20 protein-coding genes are annotated in these 17,627 nt (G+C 69.1%); 3 read left to right on the top strand and 17 right to left on the bottom strand.

What is annotated here, in order from left to right:
- The 10 genes from ACTWQA_RS40725 to ACTWQA_RS40680 all read right to left on the bottom strand — a co-directional run.
- On the bottom strand, positions 1 to 391 hold a 391-nt coding region (locus tag ACTWQA_RS40725; protein WP_443164238.1), incomplete at its 3' end, for an NADH-quinone oxidoreductase subunit H.
- Positions 388 to 2,763 (bottom strand): NADH-quinone oxidoreductase subunit G, encoded by a 2,376-nt coding sequence (locus ACTWQA_RS40720; protein WP_443164237.1) that lies wholly within the window; start codon positions 2,761 to 2,763, stop codon positions 388 to 390. The genes ACTWQA_RS40725 and ACTWQA_RS40720, both read right to left, overlap by 4 nt.
- Positions 2,760 to 4,049 carry an NADH-quinone oxidoreductase subunit NuoF gene (gene nuoF, locus ACTWQA_RS40715; RefSeq protein ID WP_443164236.1) on the bottom strand — a complete coding sequence of 430 codons (1,290 nt, stop codon included), beginning with the start codon at positions 4,047 to 4,049 and terminating at the stop codon, positions 2,760 to 2,762. The genes ACTWQA_RS40720 and nuoF overlap by 4 nt, the downstream gene beginning before the upstream one ends.
- Positions 4,046 to 4,702, bottom strand: coding sequence for an NADH-quinone oxidoreductase subunit NuoE (gene nuoE, locus ACTWQA_RS40710; RefSeq protein WP_443164235.1), 657 nt, complete (start codon positions 4,700 to 4,702; stop codon positions 4,046 to 4,048). The genes nuoF and nuoE overlap by 4 nt, the downstream gene beginning before the upstream one ends.
- Positions 4,699 to 6,024, bottom strand: coding sequence for an NADH-quinone oxidoreductase subunit D (locus ACTWQA_RS40705; protein ID WP_443164234.1), 1,326 nt, complete (start codon positions 6,022 to 6,024; stop codon positions 4,699 to 4,701). The genes nuoE and ACTWQA_RS40705 overlap by 4 nt, the downstream gene beginning before the upstream one ends.
- The gene (locus ACTWQA_RS40700) at positions 6,021 to 6,626 is read right to left on the bottom strand and encodes an NADH-quinone oxidoreductase subunit C (RefSeq protein WP_443164242.1); all 606 of its coding nucleotides are present in this window, start codon (positions 6,624 to 6,626) and stop codon (positions 6,021 to 6,023) included. The genes ACTWQA_RS40705 and ACTWQA_RS40700 overlap by 4 nt, the downstream gene beginning before the upstream one ends.
- A 95-nt stretch (positions 6,627 to 6,721) precedes the next feature.
- Positions 6,722 to 7,273, bottom strand: a complete 552-nt coding sequence (locus ACTWQA_RS40695) for a NuoB/complex I 20 kDa subunit family protein (RefSeq protein WP_443164233.1) — start codon at positions 7,271 to 7,273, stop codon at positions 6,722 to 6,724.
- Positions 7,274 to 7,275: 2 nt separating this feature from the next.
- A complete protein-coding gene (locus ACTWQA_RS40690; protein WP_111175515.1) occupies positions 7,276 to 7,671 on the bottom strand; it encodes an NADH-quinone oxidoreductase subunit A in 396 nt (131 codons plus the stop codon).
- Between the two features lie 64 nt (positions 7,672 to 7,735).
- Positions 7,736 to 8,989, bottom strand: a complete 1,254-nt coding sequence (locus tag ACTWQA_RS40685) for a geranylgeranyl reductase family protein (protein ID WP_443164232.1) — start codon at positions 8,987 to 8,989, stop codon at positions 7,736 to 7,738.
- Between the two features lie 168 nt (positions 8,990 to 9,157).
- The gene (locus ACTWQA_RS40680; protein WP_443164231.1) at positions 9,158 to 9,874 is read right to left on the bottom strand and encodes a demethylmenaquinone methyltransferase; all 717 of its coding nucleotides are present in this window, start codon (positions 9,872 to 9,874) and stop codon (positions 9,158 to 9,160) included.
- 79 nt (positions 9,875 to 9,953) lie between these two features.
- Here ACTWQA_RS40680 and ACTWQA_RS40675 point away from each other — a divergent pair, with 79 nt between their 5' ends.
- Entirely contained in the window at positions 9,954 to 11,192 is a 1,239-nt protein-coding gene (locus ACTWQA_RS40675; protein WP_443164230.1) for a hypothetical protein, read from the top strand.
- Here the strand turns inward: ACTWQA_RS40675 and ACTWQA_RS40670 are convergent.
- Positions 11,189 to 11,407 (bottom strand): DUF4229 domain-containing protein, encoded by a 219-nt coding sequence (locus tag ACTWQA_RS40670; protein ID WP_305914419.1) that lies wholly within the window; start codon positions 11,405 to 11,407, stop codon positions 11,189 to 11,191. The two genes, ACTWQA_RS40675 and ACTWQA_RS40670, sit on opposite strands and share 4 nt — an antisense overlap.
- 257 nt (positions 11,408 to 11,664) lie before the next feature.
- On the opposite strand from ACTWQA_RS40670, the gene ACTWQA_RS40665 reads away from it, so the two are divergent.
- Positions 11,665 to 11,886 carry a BldC family transcriptional regulator gene (locus ACTWQA_RS40665; protein WP_181616591.1) on the top strand — a complete coding sequence of 74 codons (222 nt, stop codon included), beginning with the start codon at positions 11,665 to 11,667 and terminating at the stop codon, positions 11,884 to 11,886.
- A 146-nt stretch (positions 11,887 to 12,032) separates the two neighbouring features.
- Here the strand turns inward: ACTWQA_RS40665 and ACTWQA_RS40660 are convergent, their stop codons facing one another.
- Together ACTWQA_RS40660 and ACTWQA_RS40655 are read right to left on the bottom strand one after the other, a co-directional pair.
- Positions 12,033 to 12,278, bottom strand: a complete 246-nt coding sequence (locus tag ACTWQA_RS40660; RefSeq protein ID WP_327586309.1) for a hypothetical protein — start codon at positions 12,276 to 12,278, stop codon at positions 12,033 to 12,035.
- 11 nt (positions 12,279 to 12,289) lie between these two features.
- The gene (locus ACTWQA_RS40655; RefSeq protein WP_443164229.1) at positions 12,290 to 13,303 is read right to left on the bottom strand and encodes a hypothetical protein; all 1,014 of its coding nucleotides are present in this window, start codon (positions 13,301 to 13,303) and stop codon (positions 12,290 to 12,292) included.
- 123 nt (positions 13,304 to 13,426) lie between these two features.
- Here ACTWQA_RS40655 and ACTWQA_RS40650 point away from each other — a divergent pair, with 123 nt between their 5' ends.
- Positions 13,427 to 13,720, top strand: a complete 294-nt coding sequence (locus ACTWQA_RS40650) for a PLDc N-terminal domain-containing protein (RefSeq protein WP_443164228.1) — start codon at positions 13,427 to 13,429, stop codon at positions 13,718 to 13,720.
- A 1-nt stretch (position 13,721) separates the two neighbouring features.
- On the opposite strand, the gene ccsB is transcribed toward ACTWQA_RS40650, so the two are convergent.
- Genes ccsB through ACTWQA_RS40630 form a run of 4 tightly spaced genes read right to left on the bottom strand, consistent with a single transcriptional unit; the run spans position 13,722 to position 17,583 of the window.
- Positions 13,722 to 14,741: a c-type cytochrome biogenesis protein CcsB gene (ccsB, locus tag ACTWQA_RS40645; RefSeq protein WP_443164227.1), complete on the bottom strand. Its 1,020-nt coding sequence runs from the start codon at positions 14,739 to 14,741 to the stop codon at positions 13,722 to 13,724.
- Complete coding sequence (resB, locus tag ACTWQA_RS40640; protein WP_443164226.1) at positions 14,731 to 16,302, bottom strand: cytochrome c biogenesis protein ResB; 1,572 nt, start codon at positions 16,300 to 16,302, stop codon at positions 14,731 to 14,733. Before resB ends, ccsB begins: the two co-directional genes overlap by 11 nt.
- Entirely contained in the window at positions 16,302 to 17,024 is a 723-nt protein-coding gene (locus ACTWQA_RS40635) for a cytochrome c biogenesis CcdA family protein (protein WP_443164225.1), read from the bottom strand. Before ACTWQA_RS40635 ends, resB begins: the two co-directional genes overlap by 1 nt.
- Positions 17,017 to 17,583: a TlpA family protein disulfide reductase gene (locus tag ACTWQA_RS40630; protein ID WP_327586315.1), complete on the bottom strand. Its 567-nt coding sequence runs from the start codon at positions 17,581 to 17,583 to the stop codon at positions 17,017 to 17,019. Before ACTWQA_RS40630 ends, ACTWQA_RS40635 begins: the two co-directional genes overlap by 8 nt.
- Between the last annotated feature and the right edge of the window lie 44 nt (positions 17,584 to 17,627).

Here is a 17,627-nt window from a genome sequence, read left to right as displayed (position 1 = left end):
CCGGAAGGTCCACCAGCTGCAGCGGCGTCTGCACGCCGAACAGGTTGACCATCGGCCCGAACGGCACGATCGAGAAGGCCAGGAACGCCGGCACCACCATGATGATCGGCGCCAGCAGGTAGAGCACCTTGTCCACCGTGTTGGGGAAAAGGTCCTCCTTCAGGCCCATCTTCAGGCCGTCGGCCACGGACTGCAGCAGGCCGAACTTACCGGCCCGGTTGGGGCCGTAGCGGTTCTGCATCCGCGAGATCAGCTTCCGCTCGAACCAGACGCCGAACAGCACGCCCAGCATCAGGAAGACGAACAGCATCACGGCCTTGATGATGGTGATCCACACCGGGTCCTGGCCGAAGTTGGCCAGGGTGGGATCGGCCGCGAGAACGTGGATCATGAGGCGCTCCCGATGGTGACGATGTCGCCGGCCACCGCACGCAGGTCGCGCGTGACCGAGCAGCCGCCGGAGTTCGAAGGCACCCAGACCACCCGGTCGGGCAGGTCGGCGACGCGCACCGGCAGCGTCACGTTGTCGCCGACGACGAGCTTGTCGCCGTCGGCGACGCCCAGCTCGGCGGCCGTGCTCTCGGAGACCAGTGCTTCGACGGTGCGGGCGGTGCCCGCGAGGTACGGCTCGCCGTCCTGCAGCCTGCCGTCGTCGAGCAGCAGGTGCCAGGTGGCCAGCAGCGCCTGGCCCGCCTCCGGCACCTCCTGGGTGCGGGTCAAGGCGTTGGGGGCGCTGACCCGGCTGCCGCGCCAAGCGCCCAGGGTGGACAGCTCGCGGCGGGCGCCCTTGGCGTCCGGCAGGCCCAGGTGCACGTCCATCCGGTCGGCTAGATTGCCGATCACGGCCAGGTCGCTCTGCAGACCGGGAACCTTCAGCGGCGCCTCGAACGAGCGGCCTCGGCCCTCCCAGTTGACGAACGTGCCGGCCTTCTCCTGCACGGCGGCGACCGGCAGCACCACGTCGGCGCGGTCGGTGACGGCGCTGGCGCGGATCTCCAGGCTGACGATGAACGGCGTGTGCTCGAGCGCGTCGAGCGCCGCCGCCGGGTCGGCCAGGTCGTACGGGTCGACGCCGGCCACGACCAGCGCGTCGATGTCCCCGTCGCGGGCGGCCGTGAGGATGTCCGCGGTGTCGCGGCCCGGGGCGGCGGGCAGCGAGGACACGTTCCACGCCCTGGCGACCTCGGCCCTGGCGGTCTCGTCGTCCACCGGGCGGCCGATCGGCAGCAGGTTGGGCAGCGCGCCGGCCTCGACCGCGCCGCGCTCACCGGCCCTGCGCGGGATCCAAGCGAGCTTGCCGCCGGAGGCGGCGGCAAGGCGCACCGCGGCGGACAGGGCGCCGGGCACGGTGGCCAGTCGCTCGCCCGCCAGGATGATCGTGCCCTCGGGCAGCGTGCCGACCAGGTCGCCGATCGCGTCGGCCTCTACGCCGGGCGCGGTGCGGATGAGCGTGCCGCCCATCTTCGCCAGGCCCGGGGAGGCGAACGGCGCGATCGAGCTGACCTTGAGCCCCTTCTTCATCCACGCCTTGCGCAGGCGCAGGAAGACGATCGGGGACTCCTCTTCGGGCTCGAACCCGACGAGCAGCACGTGCGGGGCGTTCTCCAGGTCGCTGTAGCTGACCTCGATGCCCTTGCCGGCCACCGCGTGGGCCAGGAACTGCGCCTCCTCGGCGGAGTGCGGCCTGGCGCGGAAGTCGATGTCGTTCGTGCCCAGCGCGAGCCTGGCGAACTTGGCGTAGGCGTAGGCGTCCTCGACCGTGACCCGGCCGCCGACCAGCACACCCGCCTTGCCGCGGGCCTTGGCCAGGCCTTCGGCGGCGACGGTCAGCGCCTCCGGCCACGAGGCCGGCACGAGCACGCCTTCCTCGTTGCGGATCAGTGGCGTCTTGAGCCGGTCGGGCTGCGTGGCGTAGGTGAACGCCCAGCGGCCCTTGTCGCAGTTCCACTCCTCGTTGACCTGCGGGTCGTTGCCGGCCAGGCGGCGCGTCACGCGGCCGCGCCGGTGGTCGGTGCGCTGGGCGCAACCGGCGGCGCAGTGCTCGCACGCGCTCGGCGTGGACACCAGGTCGAACGGGCGGGCACGGAACCGGTAGGCGGCGCCGGTGAGCGCGCCGACCGGGCAGATCTGCACCGTGTTGCCGGAGAAGTAGGAGTTGAACGGCTTGCCGTCGGCCGTACGCACCTGCTCCTTGGCCCCGCGCTCGAAGAACTCGATGAGCGGGTCGCCGGCGATCTGGTCGGAGAAGCGGATGCAGCGCGCGCACTGCACGCAGCGCTCACGGTCCAGCAGCACCTGCGTGGACAGCGGCAGCGGCTTGGGGAAGGTGCGCTTCTGCTCCTGGAACCTGGACTCGCCGCGACCGTTGGACATGGCCTGGTTCTGCAGCGGGCACTCGCCGCCCTTGTCGCAGACCGGGCAGTCCAGCGGGTGGTTGAGGAGCAGGAACTCCATCGCCGCCCGCTGCGCCTTCTCGGCGACCGGCGAGGTCAGCTGGGTCTGCACGACCATGCCCTCGGCCACCTCGATCGCGCACGACGGCTGCGGCTTGGGGAAGCCGCGGCCGTTGCCCGCGTCAGGGATGTCGACCAGACACTGACGGCAGTTGGCCGCAGGGTCCAGCAGGGGGTGGTCGCAGAACCTGGGGATCTGGATGCCCAGCAGCTCGGCGGCCCGGATGATCAGGGTGCCCTTGGGGACACTGACCTGGAACCCGTCGATGGTCAGGGTCACCAGGTTCGTTTCTGTTTCTACGACGGTCACTGCTCACCCCAGAGAGTGGACTTCTTCGGGTCGAACGGGCAGCCGCCGATCTCGAAGTGCTTGAGGTACTCCTCACGGAAGTACTTCACGGAGGAGTGAATCGGGCTGGTCGCGCCGTCGCCCAGGGCGCAGAACGAGCGGCCGAGGATGTTGTCCGCGATGTCGGTGATCGTGGTCAGGTCCTCCTCGGTGCCCTGGCCCTTCTCCAGGCGCTTGAGCACCTGCTTGAGCCAGTAGGTGCCCTCGCGGCACGGCGTGCACTTGCCGCACGACTCGTGCGCGTAGAACTCCGTCCACCGCAGCACGGTGCGGACCACGCAGGTGGTCTCGTCGAAGATCTGCAGCGCGCGGGTGCCGAGCATGGAGCCCTTGGCACCGACCGCCTCGAAGTCGAGCGGCACGTCCAGGTGCTCGTCGGTGAAGATCGGCGTGGAGGAGCCGCCCGGGGTCCAGAACTTGATCTGGTGCCCCTCGCGGATGCCACCGGCCATGTCGAGCAGCTCGCGCAGCGTGATGCCGAGCGGCGCCTCGTACTGGCCGGGGCGGGTCACGTGGCCGCTGAGCGAGAAGATGCCGAAGCCCTTGGACTTCTCGGTGCCCATCCCGGCGAACCAGTCGGCCCCGTTGGCGATGATCGAGGGAACACTGGCGATCGACTCGACGTTGTTGACCACAGTGGGCGAGGCGTAGAGGCCCGCCACGGCCGGGAACGGGGGCTTGAGCCGCGGTTGACCTCTGAAGCCCTCCAGCGAGTCGAGCAGCGCCGTCTCCTCGCCGCAGATGTACGCGCCCGCACCGCTGTGCACCACCAGCTCCAGGTCGTAGCCCGAGCCGAAGATGTCGCTGCCGAGGTAACCCTTCTCGTACGCCTCCCGCACGGCCGCGTGCAGCCGCCGGATCACGTGCAGGACCTCGCCCCGCACGTAGATGAAGGCGTGGTTGGCCCGGATCGCGTAGGACGTGATGATGATGCCCTCGACCAGCGCATGCGGGTTGGCCATCATCAGCGGGATGTCCTTGCAGGTGCCCGGCTCCGACTCGTCGGCGTTGACGACGAGGTAGTGCGGCTTTCCGTCGCCCTGCGGGATGAAGCCCCACTTCATGCCGGTGGGGAAGCCCGCGCCGCCGCGGCCGCGCAGGCCCGAGTCCTTGACGGCCTGGATGACGGCGTCGGGGTCCATGCCCAGCGCCTTCTTGGCCGCCTCGTACTCGCCGTAGACGTCGAGGGTGAAGGAGTTGGGCTGGTCCCAGTTCGCCGTCAGGACCGGTGTCAAAGTCGTCGTCATGCCTCCGGGGCCTTCCATCCTCTGGCCTTGGCCACCTTCAGGCCCTCCAGCGAGGGACCGGCCGCCGACGGGCCGTCGCCCGCCTGGTCGTCGGGCAGGCCCGCGAGCACCCGCGAGGCCTCCTTGAAGGTGCACAGCTTCTTCGGGCCGCGCGTGGGCCGCACGTCCTTGCCGTCACGCAGGTCGTCGACGAGCTGCTTGGCCGACCCGGGCGTCTGGTTGTCGAAGAACTCCCAGTTGACCATCATGACGGGCGCGAAGTCGCAGGCCGCGTTGCACTCCAGGCGCTCCAGCGAGACCTTGCCGTCCGGGGTCGCCTCGTCGTGACCGACGCCGACGTGCTCCGACAGCTCCTCCCAGATCTCGTCGCCGCCCATGACCGCGCACAGCGCGTTGATGCACACGCCGACGTGGTAGTCACCGACGGGCTTGCGCTTGTACATGGTGTAGAAGGTCGCCACGCCCGTGACCTCGGCCTTGCTGAGGCCCAGCATCTCCGCGCAGAACTCCTGCCCGTCGTCCGAGACGTAACCGTCCTCGGACTGGACGAGGTGGAGCAGCGGCAGCAGCGCCGACCGCGTCTTCGGGTAGCGCCCGATGATCTCCTTGGCGTCCCGCTCAAGACGCTCACGGACATCCGGTGAGTAAGTCACCGGTCCACACCTCCCATGACGGGGTCGATAGATGCCACCGCGGCGATCACGTCGGCGACCTGGCCGCCCTCCGCCATCGCGGGGAAGCTCTGCAGGTTGCAGAAGGACGGCTCGCGGAAGTGCACGCGGTAGGGCCGGGTGCCGCCGTCGCTGACCACGTGCGCGCCGAGCTCGCCCCGCGGCGACTCGATGGCGGCGTACGCCTGCCCGGCCGGCACCCTGAAGCCCTCGGTCACCAGCTTGAAGTGGTGGATGAGGGCCTCCATCGAGGTGCCCATGATGTGGGCGATGTGGTCGGGCGAGTTGCCGAACCCGTCGGGGCCGAGCGCGAGCTGCGCGGGCCAGCCGATCTTCTTGTCCTCGATCATCACCGGGTCGCCCTTGAGTGGACCGGCGATGCGGTCCAGGGCCTGCTCGATGATCTTGAGGGACTCCTCCATCTCCTTCATACGCACGAGGTAGCGCGAGTAGACGTCGCAGCCGCGCTCGGTGGGGACCTCGAACTCGTACGTCTCGTAGCCGCAGTAGGGCTGCGACTTGCGAAGGTCCCACGGCAGGCCCGCGGCGCGGAGGATCGGTCCTGTGACGCCGAGCGCCATGCAGCCGGTCAGGTCGAGGTAGGCCACGTCCTTGGTGCGGCGCACGTAGACAGGGTTTTCGTCGAGAAGCTTGCGGATGCCCAGGATGCGCTTGGGCATCTCCTTGAGGAACTCGCCGACCTTGTCCACCGCGCCGGCCGGCAGGTCCACGCTGACGCCACCGGGGCGGACGTAGGCGTGATTCATGCGCAGACCGGTGATGTACTCGAACAGGTCCATGACCATCTCGCGGTCGCGGTACCCGAACAGGAACGGCGTGGTCGCGCCCAGCTCCATGCCGAACGTGCCCATGGCCACCAGGTGCGAGGCGATGCGGTTGAGCTCCATCATCATCACGCGGATGGCCTGCGCCCGCTCAGGGACGCGGTCGGTGATGCCGAGCAGCTTCTCCACGCCCATGCTGTAGGCGGTCTCGTTGAAGATCGGCGCGAGGTAGTCCATGCGGGTCACGAACGTGGTCCCCTGGGTCCACGTCCGGAACTCCGTGTTCTTCTCGATGCCGGTGTGCAGGTAGCCGATGACGCCGCGGGCCTCGGTCACCGTCTCGCCGTCGAGGGTCAGGACCAGACGGAGCACGCCGTGGGTGGACGGGTGCTGCGGGCCCATGTTGACGACCAGGCGCTCTTCTTCGGTGTCGCGCGCCCCGGCGACGACCTGGTCCCAGTCGCCGCCGTTGACCGAGTAGACCTTGCCCTCGGTCGCCTCGTCATAAGCGGTGCTCATGAGTAGCTTCTCCTCTGGTCCGGCGCGGGGATGGTGGCGCCGCGGTATTCGACCGGGATGCCGCCCAGCGGGTAGTCCTTACGCTGCGGGTGACCGTCCCAGTCGTCCGGCATCATGATCCGGGTGAGCGCGGGGTGGCCGTCGAAGACGATCCCGAAGAAGTCGTACGTCTCCCGCTCATGCCAGTCGTGACCAGGGTAAACGCTCACAGTCGATGGGATGTGCGGGTCGGCGTCAGGAGCGCTCACCTCGACGCGCACGCGCCGGTTATAGGTGATCGAGCACAGGTGGATGACCGCGTGCAGCTCCTCGCCCACCAGGTGGGGGTAGTGGACGCCGGACACGCCGAGCGACAGCTCGAAGCGCAGCGCCGGGTCGTCACGCAGCTTCTGGCACACCTCGACGAGGCGCTCGCGCTTGACGTGCAGGGTCAGCTCACCGCGGTCCACGACCACGCGCTCGATGGCGTCGTCGAACGCCAGGGTGTCGACGATCTCGTCGAAGTAGCTCCCGTACGGGCGGGGCGTCGAGATCTGCGGCGCCCGCCGCACGACGAGGCCGCCGTAGCCGGAGGTGTCGCCGGTGTCCGATGCCCCGAACATGCCGCGCCTGGCGATGGGCGCCTCGGGCACCGCTACCTCGGCGACCTCGGGGGTCTCACCGCTGTCCGGGCTGCCGGGGAGGTTGTCGGGCGAGGTCACTTCGCGGCCTCCTGGTCGATCAGTGGCAGCGTGCGCAGCGCCCGCAGCTCGAGCTCCTCGATCTGCTTGGCGCGGTGCGCGCCGAACTTCATGTTCTGGATCTTGTCGTGCAGCTTGACGATGGAGTCGATCAGCATCTCGGGCCGCGGCGGGCAGCCCGGCAGGTAGATGTCGACCGGCACGACGTGGTCCACGCCCTGCACGATGGCGTAGTTGTTGAACATGCCGCCGCTGGAGGCGCACACGCCCATGGCGATGACCCACTTGGGCTCGGCCATCTGGTCGTAGATCTGGCGCAGCACGGGGGCCATCTTCTGGGAGACACGCCCGGCGACGATCATCAGGTCGGCCTGGCGAGGAGACGCCGAAGCGCGCTCCATGCCGAAGCGCGCCAGGTCGTAGTGGGGGCCGCCGGTGGCCATCAGTTCGATGGCGCAGCATGCCAACCCGAAGGTGGCCGGCCATACGGAGTTCTTGCGTGCCCATCCGGCGGCCTGTTCGACCGTGCTGAGGATGAACCCGCTGGGGAGTTTTTCTTCAAGTCCCATTTTTAGTCCCAGTCCAGACCCTTGCGGCGCCACACGTACGCATAGGCGACGAGCACGGTGACGATGAACAGCAGCATCTCCACGAGCGCGAACAGCCCGAGGCCCGAGGAGAGCACGCGGCCGAGGTCGTCCGTCTGCGGCGCGAACGAGACCGCCCACGGATAAAGGAAGATGATCTCGATGTCGAACACGATGAAGAGCATCGCGGTGACCATGTATTTGAGCGGGAACCGTCCGCCACCGACGGGCTGGGGCGTCGGCTCGATGCCGCATTCATAGGCGTCAAGCTTGGCGCGGTTCCAGCGCTTGGGGCCGGTGAAGGGAGCGATGGCGACCGAGAAGATCGCGAAGCCCCCCGCGAGAACGGCGAGCACCAGGATGGGCACGTAAAGGTCCATCGCTACGCCTCCTCTGGAGTCGCCGCGCGCGCCGGCGCGCAGCAGGATCTGTTAATTGCGGGATTCATGCTGGTGGGGCGACCTTCGAGAGTGCGTTGATGATCTTGTCTGACGCATCGCCTCGCCGGTCGGTGAGATTACCAAGGAGTTTGAGAGCGAAGCGCATCAGCCTCGGGTGAGGGAGCCCGTGCCTGGTGCCGAAGCTCATCACACCCGGCTTCCCAATCGCCTCGACGAACAACCTGCCGAGCGTGAAATATCCGCCGTAGGCGTCCTTCAGCGTCTTGGAGTAGGTCCGCAGGGTCCGCTCGCGCTGCGCGGGCGTGGTGCCCTTGAGCGCCTTCGCGATGACCTCGGCGGCGATCTCGCCGGTCTCCATGGCATAGGCGATGCCCTCGCCGTTGAACGGGTTGATCGACCCGCCCGAGTCGCCGACGAGCACGAGCCCGCGCGTGTAGTGCGGCTGCCGGTTGAAGGCCATCGGGAGCGCGGCGCCGCGGATCGGGGCCGTCATGTTGTCCTCGGTGAACTCCCAGTCGGCCGGCATGGCCTTGCACCAGCGGCGCAGCAGGTCACGGTAGTCGATGTTCTTGAACTGGTCGCTGGTGTTGAGCAGCCCAAGCCCGACGTTGGCGGTGCCGTCGCCGACGCCGAAGATCCAGCCGTAGCCGGGCAGCAGCGTCTCGCCGTCCCACAGCTCCAGCCAGATCTCGAGGTAGTCGTCGTCGTGCCGGGGGCTCTGGAAATAGGTGCGGACGGCCACGCCCATCGGCCGGTCCTCGCGCTTGTGCAGCCCCATGCCCACGGCCAGCCGGGTGCTGTTGCCGTCGGCGGCGACCACCACGCGGCTGCGGTAGGTCCGCCCGTCCTTGGTCGTCACGCCGACGATGTGGCCGCTGCGGTCGTCGAGCACGGGCCCCGTGACGGTGACGCCCTCCATCATCCGCACGCCGTTCTTGACCGCGTTGGCCGCGACGATCTCGTCGAAGTCCATGCGGGTGCGGACCAGCCCGAAGTCGGGGAAACGCTCGAGTTGCGGCCAGTCGAGCTCGAATCGGTGGCCGCCGCCGACGACCCGCAGGCCCTTGTTCCTGACCCAGCCGGGCGCGTCGATGTCGACGCCCATGTTCTGCAGCTGCTTGACCGCGCGGGGGGTCAGCCCGTCGCCGCAGACCTTCTCGCGGGGGAAGCTGGTCTTCTCGAGGACCAGCACGTCGAGCCCGGCCTGAGCGAGGTAAAAGGCAGTTGCGGAACCGGCGGGACCGGCGCCGACGACGATGACGTCAGCGTCAGCCTGAGTGGCTGCTGGCACGGTCACTAGACCTGTCCTGTCCTACACGCGCGAAGGCCGTGGGGTGGCGCGCCTTCGTTCCTTTGTGAACCCCTTCACAAACTTGTCGGCCCGCAGTCTACTGCTTTTCCTGTACATAGTGGCAGTCGGGGTGCTGTTCTGTGATCCAAGAGGAACGGTGTGTCGCCCGTGACATCACAGTGGCTTGAACCCCCTGTGCAGGGCGACGATCCCCATCGTGAGATTGCGCCAGGCCACCCGCTCCCAGCCCGCCCGCTGAATGATCCCCGCGAGCGTGGCCTGGTCGGGCCAATCCCGGATCGACTCGGCCAGATATTCGTAGGAATCGTCATTGGACCCGAAGACTTTGGCCACTTTCGGCAGCAGCCTCATCAGATATTCGCGGTAGACCAGGTCGGCAGCGGGCACCGTCACATGCGAGAACTCCAGGATCACCAGCCGCCCGCCGGGTTTGGTCACCCGCAGCATTTCGCGCAGCGCCTGCGCGGTGTCATGGACGTTGCGCAGCGCCACCGAGATCGTCACCGCGTCGAAGGAGTCGTCGGCGAACGGCAGCCGCAACGCGTCCCCCGCGATGAACGGCACCCCCGCACCGCTCAGCGCGTTGCCGCCGTGGCGGCGCACGCCCGTGCGGAGCATGCCGAGCGAGAAGTCGGAGGCGATCGCGCGCGCGCCGAGCGTGGTGAACGCGTCAGTGGACGTGCCGGTGCCGGCACCCAAGTCGAGAACGAGCTCGCCCGGGCCCGCGTCGACGGCGGCGGCCACCGCCTTGCGCCAGAGCCTGACCTGCCCGAGGGAGATCACGTCGTTGACCAGGTCGTAGCGCCGGGCGGTGCGATCGAACATCGCGGCGACCTCGTCCGGCTGCTTGTCCAACTGAGCACGCGTCATGCCTGAAAGCTTATGGCCATCCAGGACAATCAACGGAAAGTAGCCACGGCATTACTGACTGTCTGCTAGAAGTTGGGGAATGCTTGCCCGTGTCGCCCTTGCGGTGATCATCGCCTCGGCCCTCGTCGCGGAGGGGCGCCCCGTCGCCGCCGCCCCCATCGCCCACGCCCGCGTCGTGACGGCCGACCCGATCGACAGCACCCCCCACGTGCTCGACGGCATCGTCAACACCATCGCCGTCGTCGGCCACACCGCCGTGGTCGGCGGCGCGTTCAGCGAGGTGGCCGACGCCGAACGCGCCACCGCCCTGCCTCGGCACAACCTGTTCGCCTTCGATCTGCGCACCGGCCGGATCCTGCCCGACTTCGCGCCCATCGTGACCGGCCCCGTCTACGGGCTGGCCGCGGGCGAGCACGGCACCGTCTACGTCGGCGGCGAGTTCTACGGCGTCAACGGCGCCCGCGCCAGAGCGCTCGCCAGGCTGCGGATCTCCGACGGCGCGCTGGTGCCGGGCTTCCGGCCGCGCATCGTCGGCGGCTCGGTGTCCGCGCTGGCCAGGCAGGGCGGCAAGCTGTACGTCGGCGGCGACTTCGTCGGCCCGCGCGAGGCGCTGGCCAGGCTGGACGCGACCACGGGGGCGGCCGACCCGGGCTTCGCCATCACACCGGGAGCACCGCTGACCGCCGCGGCCAAGGTCTACTCGCTGGCCGTCTCGCGGGGGCGGCTCGCCGTGGACGGCACGTTCACCACGCTCGACGGCCACTCCAGGCCCCAGCTCGGGCTGATCGACGTCAGCGGCCCCGTGGCCAAGGTCGCGCCGTGGCGGACCTCGGCGTACGCGCGCAAATGCGCCTCCGCGTTCCCCTCCTACGTCCGCGGGCTCGACTTCGCGCCCGACGGCAGCTACTTCGCGGTCGTCACCACAGGGGGCCCCAGAGGCGGGATGTGCGACACGGCCGCCAGGTTCGAGACGTACGCGAAGGGCTCGAACATCCGGCCCACCTGGGTCAACGCCACGGGCGGCGACTCGCTCTACGCGGTCGCGGTGACGGGGGCGGCCGTCTTCGTCGGCGGGCATCAGCGCTGGCTGGACAATCCGCGGGGGCGGGACTCGGCCGGCCCTGGAGCGGTCGCACGGCCAGGCATCGGCGCCATTCATCCGCGCACCGGAAAGGCCCTCAGTTGGAATCCCACACGGGAGCGCGGCATCGGCGTGAAGGCGTTTTCAGCGCATCACACCGGACTACTTGTCGGTAGTGACACAACGAGACTCGGACGGGAGTACCATGCCCGGATTGGCATGTTCCCTCTGCCCTAGTCGTCCTGCGGCTTCGGCCGGTCGATCTTGTCGCTGATCCGTTCGCTCATGGCGTCACGCTGCTTGGACAGCAGGACGTAACTGGCCAGACCGCTGATCAAGAAGGCACCCAGGATCAAGAACAGCGGATTTGTCAGGCCGAGCAGGTACAGCACACCGAGGGTCACGATGAACAGGCCGATCCGCGACGCGGTGTAAACGAGAACGGGACGCACAGGTTCGAGGTTACTCGGGCCTGCGGACCGGTCGCTCTTCGCATCGGACGCGTGCGCTGCTACTGTTCCCAGTTAGGGAGTTTCGTAAAGAAACACCCACGAGAGCCCCAAAGAGGCTCTATCATATAACAATCGGGCAGTCAGCTGATAACAACCCGTGATCTTTGTAGAAAACCACGGATAAATCAGGCTTCGCTCGACACACTGGTTACCTGTCCGCCCGCTGGCAGGAAGCGGGATGCGAGGGGGAGAGATTGGTGGAGAGTAGCAGCGAGCGTCTGCTGACCCCAGGAGAGGTTGCCGCCCTCTTCCGGGTAGACCCAAAGACGGTTACACGCTGGGCTGCGGCAGGCCGCATCAGCAGTATCCGCACCCCCGGAGGGCACCGGCGTTTCCGCGAGTCGGAAGTGCACGCCCTTCTCCGAGGCGAGGACGTTCTTACGGCCGACAGGCCGACAGGTGAGTCCCCGCGCGTATGACGATCCGCGCAGACGGTGATCCTGTGACCATGGCAGGGTCACCGCCGGCGGACCCCACTTTTCGCGTGCTTCCCGGCACACTTCCGTACGGCAAGCATGGGGCGGCGCCAACCGCCGACCGTGGCTGGCGCCTGTCCTCTGCTTGATCAGGCGTCTTCTTCCTGCTCCGCCTTGAACTCCAGGAACTCGCGCTCCAGGTCGTCGTTCTCCTCTTCCCAGCGCTTGCGGCGCGTCGCTGCCTCCTCCTCCGTCAGCGACTCGGCCAGCCACTGCTCGTAGTCCGCGTCGCCGGGCTGCACCTCCACGTAGGCGTTGCCGATCAGGCGGCCGTCCTCGCTGGTCAGGCTCTGCGGTACGCGCAAGGTCCCGTCCGCGAGCCGGATGACGTACATGACCGAACCACCTAGATTCCGTAGCGCCGGTTGAAGAACAGCATGACGTTGAGCGCCATCCGCGTGTCGCCCCCGAGCATGTCGACGAGTGCGGGACGCTGCCGGGCGGCGATGGCGGCGAAGGCGTCAGCGAAGAACTCCTTGCGCCCGAGCCCGCCGCCCTGGCGGTGGAAGGCCGAGGCGAGGATGGGCCTGGCCCCCTCGTAGAGGTGCACGAACTCTGGCGAATCGGATACCCAGTCGCCGTAGGCCGAGTCGATGTCGTCGATGGCGTGGCCGACCTCGTGCATCATCACGTCAGGAGTGGGCGAGGGGCGGTCACCCACGACGATCTTGCGGTCTCCGTAGGCGCCGGCGCAGATGTCCCACGTGGCGCGGCCCGACGGTAACGGGGCGCCGCGTAAGTAGCCCATGTCGTCGAGGTCGGGCACGCCGCCGGGGCCGACGTAGATGCCCTCCAGGCCGTTCGCGAGCTTCTCCTTCAGCCGGTCGGGCAGCCTGGCGAGGCTCTCGACGGCGCGGACGACGTCGGGCGGCGGCGGGCCCAGCCTGGCGTCCCACTGACGGTGCAGGATCCGCTCCAGCTTCCCGCAGTGGCGCAGGCCGTCGCCCATGGACGGCACGTCCGGCCGGTGCGGTTGCGCCCTGAGGGGGCGGTCGTCGAGCTCGAAGTCGTACCAGGAGTAGCTGGGGCGCTCCATCACGGCCGCGGACAGCTCGTGGCGTTCGCGCACCGCGAAGCCGTCCCAGGTCGTTTTCTGAACCTCGGGACGTGCCCGCTCGTGCTCGCCCGGCCACAGCGGCCGCTCCGGCCGCTCAGCGCCCGGCCAGCGGCGTCGCTTGGCGCCGTTGAGCCCCTGGCCCTCCGGCGGGCCGCTCCGGGCCTCCTGGAGCCTCTCACGGGCGTTGGACCAGAATGAGCGCTCCGCCCCTCGCGGGGCCTCCGCACGGCGCGAGAACAGGTACGACCCGCGCCGCCACCAGCGGCCACGACGATGGCGGCCCTTGTCGTTGGAAAAGGCCATCGCACCCCTCAACGCCCGTGGCAGCCTGCGGACACTCCACGGTACGACGGGGATCTTCTCCAAGTCACCCGAAACGGGACAACCGGAAGCACGATCACGTGGCGAATGGCTTACAGTTCGGGCATGGCAGGTGTTCTGATCGGCCTGGCGCTGCTGGCCTTCTGGCTCTTTTCCATCTTCGACGTGATCACTTCACCGGAAGACGAGGTTAGGAACGTACCAAAGGCCCTGTGGATCCTGGTCGTCGTGCTGGTCCCACTGCTCGGCGGCCTGGTCTGGCTGGCGCGCGGCCGCCCGCGGACCCCGCGGGAGGTCTGGCCGGTGCCCCCCGGCCCCGGCATGCCGAAGGGTCCCGACGACGACCCTGACTTCCTGCGCGACCTCGACCGCCGGATGCGGGGTGACGACCTGGGCTAGGTCACACGTCGGCGTAGCTGTGCAGACCGCTGATGAAGATGTTGACGCCGATCAGGTTGAACAGCAGGCAGGCGAACGCCACCAGTTGCACGATCGTCGCGGCCCGCCCGCGCCATCCGGCCGTCACCCTGGCGTGCAGGTAGGCCGCGTAAGCCACCCAGGTGATGAACGACCAGACCTCCTTGGGGTCCCAGCCCCAGTAGCGGCCCCAAGCGCGGTCCGCCCACAACGCTCCCGCGATCACCGCGAACGTCCACAGCGGGAAGGCGAACACGATCGCCCGGTGCGCCACCCGCTCCAGGTCCTCACGGGCCGGCAGGCGGGACATCCCGTCCCCGCGCAGCAGATAGAGGATGCCGGCGACGCCGGCCATGGTCAGCAGGCCGCTGGCGATGATCGCCGCGGTCACGTGGATGGCGATCCAGTACGAGTTCAGCGCGGGCACGACGGGCCCCGCGGCCGTGTAGAACACCTTGACGGCGAGCCCGAGCCCGAGCGCGGCCGTCACCATGACGAAGGCACCGAGGAAGCGGACGTTGTGGCGTAGCTGGGTGCCGAGGAACGCGGTCACGGCGGCGAAGCAGATGGCCACCACGAACTCGTACATGTTGCCCCACGGCCACCGCTCCACGGCCAGGCCGCGGGTGGCGATGGCCCCCAGGTTGGCAACCCAGCCGACCCAGGCGAGCACCAGCGCCACCGTCCCGGCCCTGGCCGCCCCCGGCGACTGCCCGTCCTGGCCCTCGGCCGTTCCGGCCACGGTCGCTCCGCCGGGCCCCACCGCGCCGGCGTCGACGGCGCCGGCCGAGCCGGCCGAGCCGGCCGAGCCGGCCGCCGCCACTCCGACCGCCACCGGTTGCCGGTCGGCGTGCCGCTCGGCGTCGGCTCCGTCGGCCTTCTTGCCCGGCCGGAAGCGTCCGAAGGCCAGCTCGGTCGCGAAGGCGACCATGGCGAAGACGTAGAGCAGGACCGCGGCGACGACGAAATAGTCGCTCGCCTCGGCCAGTTGCTCAGCGGACATCCTTCTCTCCTGCCGATAGAACCTTGACGATGTCGGCGAACTCCTCGGCGAAGCCCGCTGCGGAGCCCTCGGTGCGGGTCAGGCCGCCCACCTCGACCCTGCCCCCATCGGGGCCCTCCTTGACCCGCACGAAGACCCTGCGCCGCCGGATCATGAGCGAGAGCGCGATGGCGACGACGGCCGTCCCGGCGAACACCAGGGCGGGCACCCGCCCCGGGTCGTAGGCGATCTGGAGGGTGATCCACTCCTTCACCCCCACGAACTCCAGCTTGCCCGCCCCTTCCGGCAGGTCGACCGACTGCCCGGCGGCGAGCGGCTTGGGCACGTTCGTGCCCATGACGAGCGGCTTGAGCTTCTTCATGACCTCGGACGGCGCGAGCTCGTAGACCGACTGCGGCTTGCCCGAGCGCATGCCCAGGTCGCCGGAGAAGGCCCCGATGAGCTGCACCTCGGGGTTGAGCTCCCCGGGGAAGGCGGAGGCATAGGTGCCGTCGGTCAGCGGCACGCTGGTGGGCAGGAACCGCAGCAGGAAGCCCAGCTGCTCTGGCTGCGCGTCCGGCGCCTTGACCACGCATCCCGAGGTCATCGTGGCCTTGTCCTCGATCAAGCACGGCACCGCACCCTCGAACGCCACCTGTCCTTTGCCGTCGGTGACCTTGAAGACGGGGGCGTAGCCGTTGCCGATCAGGTAGGTCTGCGTGCCGTTGACCTCGAGCGGCGTGTTGACCTTGAGGTCGAAGTCCCGGGCGGGCGCGTCCGGCGAGTCGTTGACCTTGAGATGGGCTGTGTAGTCGAGCGCCTGCCCCTTCTTGTCGCCGGCGACCTGGTAGGCGACCTTGAAGTCGGCCAGCTGGAGCGAGAACGGCTCCAGCGACTCGGCCGACACCTGACTGCCCGGGATGTACCGGTCGTAGGCGGCCACCGTGTTGGCGAACCCGTCGCCCTCCACGACCAGGACGTTGCCGCGGTAGCCGAACGAGGAGCCGGCGCCGATCGCGAGCAGGACGCCGAGCAGGGCGATGTGGAAGAACAGGTTTCCCGTCTCCCGCAGGTAGCCCTTCTCCGCCGACACCCAGCCGTCCCCGGTGACGACGCGGAAGCGCAGCTTGCGCAGCCGCCGGGCGGCCTCCTCGACCTCCAGGTCCTCCTCGAAGGCGGCCGCGTGGGGCAGCCGCGACAGGTTTTTCGGCGCGGCGGGCGGCTTGCGGCGCAGCTCGCGCAGGTAGATGGCGGTGCGCGGGATGACGCAGCCGATCAGCGAAGTGAACAGCAGCAGGTAGACGGCCGCGAACCAGGTGGAGGTGAACACCTCGAACAGCTGGAACCTGTCGTACCACTCGGCCAGCGCCGGGTTCTGCTCGTAGAGCCGCGCCACCTTGTCGGGCTCGACGCCGCGCTGCGGCACCAGCGAGCCGGGCACCGAGCCGAGCGCCAGCAGGAACAGCAGGATCAGCGCCGTCCGCATCGAGGTGAGCGTGCGCCATCCCCACCGCAGCCAGCTCACCAGCCCGAACCCGGCCTGCTTGGGCGCCTGCTCCTTCTCCAGCTCCTGAACGCTCATCAGATCACCGGCTCGAATGCGCCGATCAGCCCCTGCATGCCCGCGATCATCTGTCCCCAGACCCCGGTCACCAGCAGCAGGCCGACGGCCACCATCATGCCGCCGCCGATCCTGGTGATCAGACGTGAGTGCTTGCGGATGGCCCGGAACGTGCGCAGCGCCTTGCTGTAGGCGAGCGCCGCGCCCACGAACGGCAGCCCGAGGCCCAGCGCGTACGCCACGGCCAGGAGCGCCCCGCGGGCGGCACTGCCCTCGTTGAGCCCGAGCGCCAGCACGACGGCCAGCGTGGGCCCGATGCACGGCGTCCACCCCAGCCCGAACACCACCCCGAGCAACGGCGCCCCGGCCAGCCCCGCGGCCGGCAACCGGTGGATCCGCACGTCCCGCATCAACCCGGGCACCACGCCCAGGAACGCCAGCCCGAGCAGGATCGTCAGCACCCCGAGCACGCGCGTGATGATCTCGGCGTTGCCCAGCAGCACCGACCCGAGCCCGCCGAACAACGCCCCGCTGAGCACGAACACCACGCCGAAGCCGGCCACGAACAACGCCGTCCCGAGCACCAGCCGTCCCCGCTTGGGGTCGGCGCTCATGCCCGTCACGTACGACAGGTAGCCCGGCACCAGCGGCAGCACGCACGGCGACAGGAACGACACCACCCCGGCCAGCACCGCGATCGGCACCGCCACCAGCAGCGACCCGGAGGCCACGACGTCACTCATCGCGCACCTTGGTCACCGTGTCCATCAAGTCGGTGTACTTGACCGCGCCCAGCGCCCTGGCCGCGATCCTGCCCTGCTTGTCGATGATCAACGTGGAGGGGATGGCCGCCGGCGGCACGGTGCCCTGGAAGGCCAGCGCCACCTTGCCCGGCTGGTCGAAGATCGAGGGGTAGCCGGTCTTCTCGGTGCGCTCGAACGCCAGCGCGTCGGCCTGGCGGTCCTTGAAGTCGACGCCGAGGAACTCCACGCCGCTGCCCTTGGTCTTGGCCGCGACCTCCTTGAGCACCGGCGCCTCCGCCCGGCACGGGCCGCACCACGACGCCCAGAAGTTGAGCACCACGACCTTGCCCTTGTGCGCGGCCAGCGAGGCGTTGCCCCCATCGAGGGTCGGACCTTGGATGGCCGGTGCGGCCTTGCGCTCGCCCGCGGCGAACACCTGCATCTTCCCGTCGCCCGCGACGAACCGGGTGTCACCCGCCTGCGGCTGCCCGCTCTGGTTGCCGGCGCAGCCCCCGACCAGCACGGCCAGGAGGACGAGGGAGATGGACTTGGCGCGCACGGAGGAAGATCTCCTTGTACTACGACCGGTAGAGCTTGCAACTC

This window comes from Nonomuraea sp. 10N515B (assembly GCF_052245915.1).
Classification (GTDB): Bacteria; Actinomycetota; Actinomycetes; order Streptosporangiales; family Streptosporangiaceae; genus Nonomuraea.
Note: the sequence above shows the minus strand (reverse complement) of the source record. Positions and strands in the feature narration are given on the sequence as shown.